The organism is Burkholderia sp. Ax-1720, from assembly GCF_011753035.1.
GTDB lineage: Bacteria > Pseudomonadota > Gammaproteobacteria > Burkholderiales > Burkholderiaceae > Burkholderia > Burkholderia gladioli.
Genome location: NZ_VWWK01000222.1, coordinates 1 through 9,516 on the forward strand (window position 1 = coordinate 1; position 9,516 = coordinate 9,516).

11 protein-coding genes are annotated in these 9,516 nt (G+C 71.5%); 2 read left to right on the forward strand and 9 right to left on the reverse strand.

The genetic code is table 11. The annotated features are described in order from the left end of the window. The coding region (locus tag F3J18_RS33015; RefSeq protein ID WP_166916300.1) for a nitrite/sulfite reductase at positions 1 to 804 on the forward strand (804 nt) is incomplete at its 5' end. Next, complete coding sequence (locus F3J18_RS33020; RefSeq protein WP_166916302.1) at positions 801 to 1,256, forward strand: DUF934 domain-containing protein; 456 nt, start codon at positions 801 to 803, stop codon at positions 1,254 to 1,256. The genes F3J18_RS33015 and F3J18_RS33020, both read left to right, overlap by 4 nt. Positions 1,257 to 1,290: 34 nt before the next feature. Here F3J18_RS33020 and F3J18_RS33025 read toward each other — a convergent pair whose 3' ends face one another. The 9 genes from F3J18_RS33025 to F3J18_RS33065 form a co-directional block, all read right to left on the reverse strand. Further along, positions 1,291 to 2,391: an alpha/beta hydrolase gene (locus tag F3J18_RS33025; RefSeq protein WP_166916304.1), complete on the reverse strand. Its 1,101-nt coding sequence runs from the start codon at positions 2,389 to 2,391 to the stop codon at positions 1,291 to 1,293. A 138-nt stretch (positions 2,392 to 2,529) separates the two neighbouring features. Beyond that, entirely contained in the window at positions 2,530 to 3,852 is a 1,323-nt protein-coding gene (locus F3J18_RS33030; RefSeq protein WP_166916306.1) for an MSMEG_0569 family flavin-dependent oxidoreductase, read from the reverse strand. 51 nt (positions 3,853 to 3,903) lie between these two features. Continuing rightward, on the reverse strand, positions 3,904 to 4,188 hold the full coding sequence (locus F3J18_RS33035) for an MSMEG_0570 family nitrogen starvation response protein (protein WP_013689255.1): 285 nt from the start codon (positions 4,186 to 4,188) through the stop codon (positions 3,904 to 3,906). 2 nt (positions 4,189 to 4,190) lie between these two features. Beyond that, positions 4,191 to 5,429 (reverse strand): MSMEG_0565 family glycosyltransferase, encoded by a 1,239-nt coding sequence (locus F3J18_RS33040; RefSeq protein ID WP_166916308.1) that lies wholly within the window; start codon positions 5,427 to 5,429, stop codon positions 4,191 to 4,193. Further along, on the reverse strand, positions 5,426 to 6,412 hold the full coding sequence (locus F3J18_RS33045; protein WP_166916310.1) for a sll0787 family AIR synthase-like protein: 987 nt from the start codon (positions 6,410 to 6,412) through the stop codon (positions 5,426 to 5,428). The genes F3J18_RS33040 and F3J18_RS33045 overlap by 4 nt, the downstream gene beginning before the upstream one ends. Further along, the gene (locus tag F3J18_RS33050; protein WP_166916312.1) at positions 6,409 to 6,969 is read right to left on the reverse strand and encodes an MSMEG_0567/Sll0786 family nitrogen starvation N-acetyltransferase; all 561 of its coding nucleotides are present in this window, start codon (positions 6,967 to 6,969) and stop codon (positions 6,409 to 6,411) included. The genes F3J18_RS33045 and F3J18_RS33050 overlap by 4 nt, the downstream gene beginning before the upstream one ends. Positions 6,970 to 6,971: 2 nt before the next feature. Further along, entirely contained in the window at positions 6,972 to 8,084 is a 1,113-nt protein-coding gene (locus F3J18_RS33055) for an MSMEG_0568 family radical SAM protein (protein ID WP_166916315.1), read from the reverse strand. Continuing rightward, a complete protein-coding gene (locus tag F3J18_RS33060) occupies positions 8,035 to 9,048 on the reverse strand; it encodes a Nit6803 family nitrilase (protein WP_166916317.1) in 1,014 nt (337 codons plus the stop codon). The genes F3J18_RS33055 and F3J18_RS33060 overlap by 50 nt, the downstream gene beginning before the upstream one ends. A gap of 19 nt (positions 9,049 to 9,067) precedes the next feature. Then, positions 9,068 to 9,511 carry an MSMEG_0572/Sll0783 family nitrogen starvation response protein gene (locus F3J18_RS33065; protein ID WP_166916319.1) on the reverse strand — a complete coding sequence of 148 codons (444 nt, stop codon included), beginning with the start codon at positions 9,509 to 9,511 and terminating at the stop codon, positions 9,068 to 9,070. Between the last annotated feature and the right edge of the window lie 5 nt (positions 9,512 to 9,516).

The window sequence follows — 9,516 nt, forward strand, 5'->3', positions numbered from 1 at the left end:
CGGCTGGCCGAGGCGGCCGCGCGCACGCCCGCGCTGGCCGGCTGGCTGGCGCGCAACGTCGCCGCGCATCGGGATCCGGCGCTGCGCATCGTCACGCTGTCCTTCAAGCGCACCCTGCAGGCGCCCGGCGACGCCTCGGCCGACCAGCTCGAGCGCGTCGCCGGCCTGGTCGACCGTTTCTCCGCCGGCGAGGCGCGCGTCACGCATGCGCAGAACGTGGTGCTGCCCTGGGTGCACGCCGACGACCTGCTGGCGCTGTGGGAAGCGGCGCGCGCCGAGGGCCTGGCCAGCGCCAACGTGCACCTGCTGACCGACATGATCGCCTGCCCCGGCGGCGATTTCTGCGCGCTGGCCAATGCGCGCTCGCTGCCGATCGCCGATGCGATCGCCGAGCGCTACCAGGATCTCGACGAGCTGGAGGATCTCGGCGAGATCGACCTGCATATCAGCGGCTGCATCAATTCCTGCGGCCATCATCACAGCGGCCATATCGGCATCCTCGGCGTCGACAAGGACGGCCGCGAGTGGTACCAGCTCACACTGGGCGGCGCCGACGGCTCCGCGCGCGGCGGCCAGGCGCGCGCCGGCAAGGTGATCGGCCCGTCGTTCTCGGCGCGCGAGGTGCCGGACGTGATCGACGCGGTGCTGTCGGCCTATCTCGGGTTGCGCCTGCCAAGTGCGGCGGCCACCGGCAATGAAGGCCGCCGCGAAACCTTCGCCGAGACCGTCGCGCGCGTCGGCCTCGAACCGTTCAAGGCGGCGGCCGATGCCGCGCGCATCGTCGAGGAGGCACCTGCCGCATGAACGCACCCGATCCACTCCTGCTGCTGACGGCAGCGGAACACGCGGCCCAGGGCGGCGACGCGAACGGCGAGGTGCTCGCGCTGGCCAACGATGCCGACGTGATCGAGCAGGCCGAGGCGATCGCCAAGGCGGGCCGCGTGGAGCTGCATTTCCCGAGCTTCACCGATGGCCGCGCCTACAGCCAGGCCTATCTGCTGCGGCGCCGGCTCGGCTTTCGCGGCGACCTGCGCGCCACCGGCGAGGTGCTGGCCGACCAGTTGATGCTGATGCAGCGCACCGGTTTTTCCAGCGCGGTGCTGGCCGAGGGCGTCGCGCCCGAGGATGCGCGGCGCCAGTTGGCGCGCTTCCCGGCCTTCTACCAGGGCGATGCCAGGCGGGACGCGCCCTATCGGCGCGAGGGGGAAGACGGCACGACGGCGGACGCGGCGGACGCGACGGCGCCATCCGCCTGACGCAAGCCGGGATGACCGTCCCGGCAATCGCGCTTCAACCCTGCCCGCCCATCGCCGGGCAGGAAGCCGGAATCGGCTGCCCCAGCAGGACCGCCCTGCCGCATTCGGAGGTGAACATGCGCAGGTTGTCGTGGCCGACGCCGGGCACCTCCACCAGCGTCTGCGCAAAGTCGGAAGGATGCCGCGCGCGCAGGTAGTCGAAATAAGCCAACCCGCGCGCGAGCCGGTTCGGTCCCTGGGCCATCGCCGCGCAGGAGCGATCGATGAAGTGCGTGGCGGGATCCGTGTCGGCCGTGCCGAGCAGGTAAACCACGTCGCGCGCCACGTAACGGCGCTCGAAATCGGCCTTGCCCTGCGCCGTCACATAGGGCGGCGCGCCGTCGAAGCCGTATTTCCAGCGGTTCACGCCTTCGCAATCCGCCGGCGGCGCCGACGCGGCAGCCGGCCGCCGATCGTCGAAATAGAGGTAGCTGGACGGGTTCGCCACCACGTAGCGAACCGCCACGCCCAGCCTGGCGAGCGCCTCGTCGCCATGGCCGACCACCGCGTAGCGCTGCAGCAGTTGCGCGCCGGCCGAATGCCCCGCCACCACCACGCTGCCCAGCGCCGGATAGCGCCGGCGATCGGCGAAGCGCGCCAGCAGCGCGTCGAGCACCGCCATCGATCCGAGCGGCGCCGGCTGGCGCGCCGCCTCGCCGGCCTTCCAGCCGCGCTGGGACCAGGCCAGCGTCTGTGGCGGCAAGTCGAAGGCCCGCGCATCCGCGCGCGTCAGGAACTGCGGCGCGACCACCAGCACGTGCTTGCCGGCCTCTCCCGCCTGCGCGATCACCTGCTGTCCCGTGGCTTCATAGACGTCGGCATTCCTGAGCGTGCCGTGCAGCACGATCAGCACGCGCGTGACGTCGGGCGCGGGCGCCTCGAGATCGCGGTTCGCATAAACGGGCAGCTCGCCGCTGCCCTGGGCCGTGTCGATATGCAGCCGCTGCGGCGCGACGGCCTTGACCGGCGCATCGAGCCGGGTGGCCTGCCGGCGCGCCGACGCGTCGCCGGGCGGCTGCGCCAGCGCGGCGAGCGTGGCCGACACGAAAGCGACCACGAGACCGGCACGAAGACGATACGGGGAGGTTCGGAGCATCGATGGTGGCCCTGGGAGCGCTGATTGGAGGATTGAACACCGGATCGAAGCGAAACCCGTCGCCGAAAAATATTTCCTTCCGTTACAGCCCGCCGCCCCGCCTCGCCCGCCCCGCCCCACCTCGCCCGCGCCGCCAACTCAGGCCGTCACGCCCTCGGCCACCACCCGCGCCGCGTCGGTCGCCGTGCCCGTCACCCCGGCGATCCGCGCCACCAGGTACTCCGCATCGCGCGCGATGCCCGAGAAGCGTCCCGATCCCCAGGTATGCAGCCAGGGCAGGCCGACGAAGTAGAGCCCCGGCGCCTCGGTCACGCCGCGCCGATGGGCCGGGTAGCCGCGGCCGTTGAACACCGGCACGTCGATCCAGCCGAAGTCGGGCGTGAAGCCGATGCACCAGACGATCGCGGCGATCCCGCTATCGGCCAGGTGCAGCGCCGCGCGCTCGGCGGCCGGGCGCCAGTTCGCTTCGTAGCGCGTCGGCGGTGGCGCCGCGATGCCCTGCTTGGCGATGAAGGCGTCGATGCTGGCGTTGATGCCGTTGTAGGTCTCGTCGGCGCGATCCAGGCACTCGCCCAGGTTGGTCGCGAAACGCAGCGCGCCGTCGCGATAGTCGTCGAGGCGGCCATACAGCTCCATGCCCTCGGTCGCGAAACGGCGCAGGTCGATGTCGCGGCCGCCGTCGCGCCCCGTCACGTAGTGATTGGTGTTGTCGCGCACGCCCTCGCGCAGTGGATGCTTCTCGACCGGCATCTCGTAGTAGTGCATGTCGGCCAGCCAGTCGACCACGTCGCGACCGCGATAGAAGCGCGCGCAGCGCGGCGCGTCGCCAACCGCGAGCGTCACGCGCCGCCCGGCCAGGTGCAGGTCCTCGGCGATCTGCGCGCCCGACTGCCCAGAGCCGACCACCAGCACCCCGCCCTCGGGCAGCGCCGCCGCGTTGCGATAGGCCGAGGACTGGATCTGCGCGATCGAGGCCGGCAGCCGCTCGGCCAGGCGCGGCACGATCGGCGTGTGATAGCCGCCCGAGGCCACCACCACCTGGTCGGCCGTGTAGGCGCCGCGCGTGGTGAGCACCCGGTAGCGGCCGTCTTCCTCGCGCGTCACGCGCAGCACGCCGGTGTGCTCCAGCACCGGCGCGTCGACCATCGCGACGAAGCCGTCGAGGTAGTCGATGATCTCGTCGCGGGTCATGAAGCCGTGCGGATCGTCGCCGCGATAGGGATGGCCCGGCAGTTGGCACTGCCAGTTCGGCGTGACCAGGCAGAACGCGTCCCAGCGCTGCCGCCGCCAGCCGTGCGTGACGGTTTCCTTCTCGAACACCAGGTGCTCGATGCCGGCCTGCTTCAGGTAGTAGCTGATCGACAGCCCCGCCTGGCCGCCGCCGACGACCAGCACGGGGTAATGCGGAATCGCCTCGGGCGGGGTGGACGAGGCGTTATCGGAAATCGCGGAAGTCGACATGTTTGGGCTCCTGAAGATAGGCGGACCGGGTTCCGGGCACGGGCGGCCGGTTCATTCGAGCGCGAGCACGGTCACGCTGGCCTCGGCCTGCTGGCCGAAGCGCTCGGCCAGCGCCTCGATGCGGGCGAGCTCGTCCATCGCGGCCGAGCAGGCGAAGCCGAACTTGGCGCGCACCCGCTCCGAGGCGATCCCGAGCGATTCACGCGAGCGCGCGACGAAGTCGTCGAGCGGGTACTCGCTGCCGGGCGTGAAGTAGTCGGCGACGACGGTGGACGGCGAATAGCAGCGCGTTTCCGTGGCATCGGGCCAGCGGACCCGGAAGTGCATGACGGGCATGATCAGGTTTCCTGTTGTGCGGTGATGAGGGGAGGATCGGCGAGTTCGACGGCCGGCTCGCGCTGGCGCGCTCGCAGCCAGTCCCGATAGATCGCCAGATGGGCGGCCGCGCTGGCGGCCCAGCCGAAGCGCGCCAGCAGCGCCGGCACCGCCTCGCGGAAATCGGGCAGCCGCTGGCCGTCGAGCGCGTCGCGCAGCGCGGCGGCGATCGAGGCCGGCTCGCCGGGGTCGGACCACACGGCGGTACGCGCGTCGAGATGCTCGGTGAAGGGCGCGATGCGCGACACCACCACCGGCCGCCGCGCCGCCAGCGCCTCGAGCACCACCAGCCCGAAGCCCTCGCGCAGCGAGACCATCGACACCACGTCGGCCGCATGCAGCAGCGCGACGATCTGCGTGTCGTCGAGCGTACCCGTCGCCACCACCGCCTCGCCGGCGCCGATCTTCAAACCCAGCTCGGCCGCGCGCGCGACGAAGCCGCGTGTATAGGCATCGTGGTCGAGCAGGCTCGCGCCGCCGGCGATCACCAGCTGCATGCCCGGTTGCGCGCGCCGCAGCAGCGCGAAGGCTTCGAGCAGGGCGCGCGTGTTCTTGCGCGCCTCGATACCGCCGATCGCCAGCACGATCGGCCCCGCCTCGCGCAGGCCGAAGCGCCGGCGTATCGCATCGATATCGGCCCTGTTGGCGCTGCCGAAGCGCTCGACATCGACGCCATTGGCCACCTGCAAGGCCGCCACATCGTGTTCGTCGCGCATCTGCGCGGTCCATGCCGCGCTCACGCACAGCACGCGATCGGCATCGCGCCAGGCGCGCCGCTGCCAGGCGGCCAGGCGCGGATCGGCGAAGGTATCGAGATGATGGACGGTGCGCAGGAAACCCGGGATCGCGCCTTCGGCCTTCCATTCGGCCAGCGCGTTGCCGCTGATGCTGTCCTGCGCGTGCAGCACGTCGAAGCGGGCCAGCTCGCGGCGATCGAAGGCGGCACGGATCGCGGCGATCCGCGTGGCCACCATCGACACCGTATCGGCAGCCTTCGCCGGCGTGTGCGCCAGCACCACGCGATAGGCCTCGCCTTCGCCGTCGCGGCGGAACATCCGCTCGCCCGGTTCGGCCGGCGCCACCACGCTGACCTCGTGCCCGGCCGCGCCGAGCGCGCGCGCCAGTTCCAGCGTATGGACCACGCCGCCGCGCGGATTCACCGAATGCGTGAACAGCCCGATCCGCAGGCGCGCCGCGCTCATCGCGCCGCTCCCGGCGCGGCGCCGATGAAGGGCGTCTCGCGCAGGTCCCACAGGCGCCCGGATTCGCCGCCTTCGGCGAGCACCAGCTCGCGCGACGCGTCGACCACGCCGATCGGCGCGCAGGCCAGGCCGCGCGCGACGAAGCGCTCGACCACCTGCGCCACCCGCGCCTCGCGCACCGACAGCAGGAAGCCGTAGCTGGGAAAGGCGCCGAGCCAGCGATCGAAATCGACGTCCTCGGGACGCGGCACCGCGTCCAGATCGATACGCGCGCCGACCTGCGAGGCCTCCAGCAACATCAGCGCGGTGCCCAGCAGGCCCGCCATGCTGATGTCCTTGGCGGCCTCGCACAGGCCGTCCTCGGCCAGCACCGGCAGCAGTTCCAGGTCGCCGCGCAGCCGCGCGCCCGGTGCACCCACCGAGGCGTTCCAGAACGGATAGGGATCCTCGAAGCGCCCACGCAGGTCGACGGCCATCAGCAGCCGGTCGCCGGGGCGCGCCGCGAAGCTCGACAGCAGCCGGCGCGCACGGCCTAGCACCGCCACCGCGAGCTGCGCGCTGCCGGCGCGCGCGTTGCTGTGGCCGCCGACGATCGGCACGCCGTAGGCGGTCGAGGCGGCGGCCATGCCGTCGAGCACGGCGCGCGCGGCCTCGAGCCCCTCGCTCCAGAGCGCATCGACCACCGCGATCGGCCGGCCACCCATCGCATAAATATCGCTGAGGTTGACCATCACGCCGCTGTAGCCGGCGAACCAGGGCATGGCCTCGACGAAGTCGGCCACCAGCCCCTCGATCGCGAACAGCAGGTAGCCGTCGCCATCGGCGATCGCCGCGCAATCGTCGCCCACCGCGACCGCCTGCGCGAGATCGGCCGCGCCGTTCGGCAGGGCCCGCGCCAGCGCGCCGACCACGCCCGCGATATCGGTCTTGTGCGCGAAACCGCGGCTGGCGCGCAGCCCGGCGATCCGCTCGGCGAGGCTCATCGCGCGCCTCCCGCCGGCATCACGAAACCCGCGTATGGCGTGGCGCAGGGCGGATAGTGAGCGAGATCGGCCAGCATGCGGTGATGCAGGCGCCCGTGCAGCATCTCCTCGCCGAGCGAGCGCCAGTGCAGGCGCTCGAACAGCGGCACGTTCTGCACCTGCACGTGCGCGTGGAACTCGCGGCAGCCCAGCGCGTGCGCGCTGCTCACCGCGAGCCCGATCAGGGTGGTGCCGATGCGGCCATGATTGCGGAACGCGGCATGCACCGCCAGCCGCGAGCCGAGCCAGATGCCCGGCGCCGTTTCGTGGATGCGCACCGTGCCCACCACCTGGTCGGGCAGGCCCGCGCAGCCGCTCACGGCCACCAGCAACTGCGCGCGCTCGTCGGCCTCGTCGCGATCGTCGCCGACGAACACGCCCTGCTCGACGCAGAACACCGCGCGGCGCAGCCGGTAGGCCTCCCCGATCTCCCAGGGCAGCGCCGCCCACTTGATCCGGTATTCGGCGGGCCGGTAGGCCAGCGCCGCGCCGCTCTCCCACATCGCGTCGCAATCCATGCTCAGGCCTCGTAGGTCGACAGCGACGAGCAGGCGCCGCATTTCCCGCAGCCGGCCTTGATGTCGGCCGAGCGCAGCCCCGCCGCGCCCAGCATCGCGCCGAGCGGCGCCAGCACCTCGCGCATGAAGGTCGGCGACGGCGCGGGATGGCTCTCCAGCGGCGTGCCGCTGATCGGCACGAAGGGCACCACGAAGGGATAGACGCCGCGCGCGATCAGGTCCTCGGACATCGCCAGGATCGCCTCGGGCGTGTCGCCGAGCCCGGCCAGGATGTAGGTGCTGACCTGCCCGCGCCCGAACACCGCCACCGCCGCGTCGAAGGCGTCGAGGTAGCGCGACAGCGGCACGCTGGCCTTGCCCGGCATGATCCGCTCGCGCACCGCCGGCGTGACGGCCTCCAGGTGCATGCCGAGCGTGTCGATGCCGCTGGCCTTCATGCGCGCGAACCAGGCGTCGTCGTCGGGCGGCTCGCACTGGCCTTGGATCGGCAGGTCGACGGCGGCACGGATCGCGAAGGCGCTGTCGCACAGGATGCTGGCGCCGCGATCGCTCGCGGCCGGCGTGCCGGTGGTCAGCACCATGTGCTTCACGCCGTCGAGCAGCACCGCCGCGCGCGCCACTTCCGCCAGTTGCTCGGGCGTCTTGCGCGCGATGGTGCGCCCCGCCGCCAGCGACTGCCCGATCGAGCAGAACTGGCACATCTTGCGGCGGCTCTCGTAGCGGATGCAGGTCTGCAGCACCGTGGTGGCCAGCACGTCGGCGCCGTGCAGGGTGGCGATCTGCGAATAGGGCACGCCGTCGAGCGTCTGCAGCGCGTAGAAGCGCGGCTGCGCCGGAAAGCGGATCTCGGCAATCGGGATGCTGCCGCGCGTGAGCGTGCTGGCGCCGAGCGCGTCCGGCGCGCCCGCCACGTAGGGCGAATCCCAGGCGGTGCTGGTATGCACCGGCACCATCACGGTCACGCCGTCGACCGTCACGGCCTTGTGGTCCGAGGGCCCGGCGCCGCCGCGGCGGCTCGCGACGCCGGCCTTCGGGTCGACCAGGCGCAGCCCGACCGATTGCAGCTCAGTGATCAGTTGCCGGCTCTGCACCGACGGTTTCGCGATGGCGTTCATCGACAGCTCCTGCGGGGAAGGGATAAGCCGGCGCCATGGCCGTGACGGGCATGGCGGGCCGGTCGTTGATGGCGAGGCTGAGCAGCTCGGGCCGCGCGTAATGGCCGACCGAATCCATCATCCGCTTGCGCTTGGTGATCAGCGACAGGTCGAGGTCGGCGATCACCAGGCCCTCGCCCTCGCGCAGCGGCTCGGCCAGGTGCTGGCCCTCGGGCGAGACGATGGCGCTGTGGCAGCCGCCGCGCAGCGCCTTCTGCAGGCCCGGGTCGGGCGTGATCGACTCGATCTGCGCATCGCTGAGCCAGCCGGTGGCATTGACCACGAAGCAGCCCGATTCGAGCGCGTGATGGCGGATCGTCACGTCGATCTGCTCGGCGAAGATCGGCCCGACCAGCGAGCCCGGGAACTGCGCGCAATGGATCTGCTCGTGCTGCGCCATCAGCACGTAGCGCGCCAGCGGGTTGTAGTGCTCCCAGCAGGCCAGCGCGCCGACGCGGCCAACCGCCGTGTCGACCACCCTGAGCCCGGCCGCGTCGCCCTGCCCCCAGATCATCCGCTCGTGGAAGGTGGGCGTGAGCTTGCGGCGCTTGAGCAGCAGGCTGCCGTCGGCGTCGAACACCAGCTGGGTGTTGTAGAGGCTGCCGTGGTCGCGCTCGTTGACGCCGAGCACCACCACCATGCCGTGCCGCCGCGCGCGCTCGGCCACCGCCTCGGTGACCGGCCCCGGCACCACCACCGCCTCCTCGTAGAGCCGCATGTGCTCGGCGCCGGAAGCCACCGGCGGGCGCACGAAGGAGAAATACGGGTAATACGGCACGAAGGTTTCCGGGAACACGATCAGCTGCACGCCCTTGGCGGCGGCCTCGTCGATCGCCGCGCAGACCTTGTCGAGCGTCGCGGCGGCGCGCGCCAGATCGGGAGCGATCTGGGCGGCGGCAGCGCGAATCACGGATTTGTCGCTCATGCTGGCTCCCGCGCGTGGCTCAGACGGTCCAGGTGTGGATGATCAGCGCGTCTTCCTTGCGGTGGAGCAGCTGCAGGTCGAGCACGTCGAGCGGGTTGATCGGGCGGATGCCCTCGATCAGCGAGGCCTCGCCGTGGCCATAGAGGGCCTGCAGCGCGAAGCGGCATGCATAGACCTTGCCGCCCTCCTCCATGAACTTCAGCAGTTGCTTGTTGAAGTTCAGGTGGCCGGGGAAGGCCTCGTCGCCGAGCGTGGGGAAGCCGCGCTGCAGGCCCAGCGTCACGCCGGGGCCGTACAGCAGCACCGAGGTCTCGAAACCCTTGCGCTGCAGCCGCGTGGCCTGCAGCAGGTTGACGAAGCCGATCGAACCTTCGAAGGCGACCGTGTGGAAGGTCACCAGCGCCTTCTCGCCCGGCTCCGCCTTCACGTCCTCGAATACCTTCTCTTCGTAATCGACCAGCACATCGC

Bases quoted from the DNA above. Each gene is read 5' to 3' on its own strand.
- F3J18_RS33020 (WP_166916302.1), top strand. From the start codon at position 801: ATGAACGCACCCGATCCACTCCTGCTGCTGACGGCAGCGGAACACGCG.
- F3J18_RS33025 (WP_166916304.1), bottom strand. From the start codon at position 2,391: ATGCTCCGAACCTCCCCGTATCGTCTTCGTGCCGGTCTCGTGGTCGCT.
- F3J18_RS33030 (WP_166916306.1), bottom strand. From the start codon at position 3,852: ATGTCGACTTCCGCGATTTCCGATAACGCCTCGTCCACCCCGCCCGAG.
- F3J18_RS33035 (WP_013689255.1), bottom strand. From the start codon at position 4,188: ATGCCCGTCATGCACTTCCGGGTCCGCTGGCCCGATGCCACGGAAACG.
- F3J18_RS33040 (WP_166916308.1), bottom strand. From the start codon at position 5,429: ATGAGCGCGGCGCGCCTGCGGATCGGGCTGTTCACGCATTCGGTGAAT.
- F3J18_RS33045 (WP_166916310.1), bottom strand. From the start codon at position 6,412: ATGAGCCTCGCCGAGCGGATCGCCGGGCTGCGCGCCAGCCGCGGTTTC.
- F3J18_RS33050 (WP_166916312.1), bottom strand. From the start codon at position 6,969: ATGGATTGCGACGCGATGTGGGAGAGCGGCGCGGCGCTGGCCTACCGG.
- F3J18_RS33055 (WP_166916315.1), bottom strand. From the start codon at position 8,084: ATGAACGCCATCGCGAAACCGTCGGTGCAGAGCCGGCAACTGATCACT.
- F3J18_RS33060 (WP_166916317.1), bottom strand. From the start codon at position 9,048: ATGAGCGACAAATCCGTGATTCGCGCTGCCGCCGCCCAGATCGCTCCC.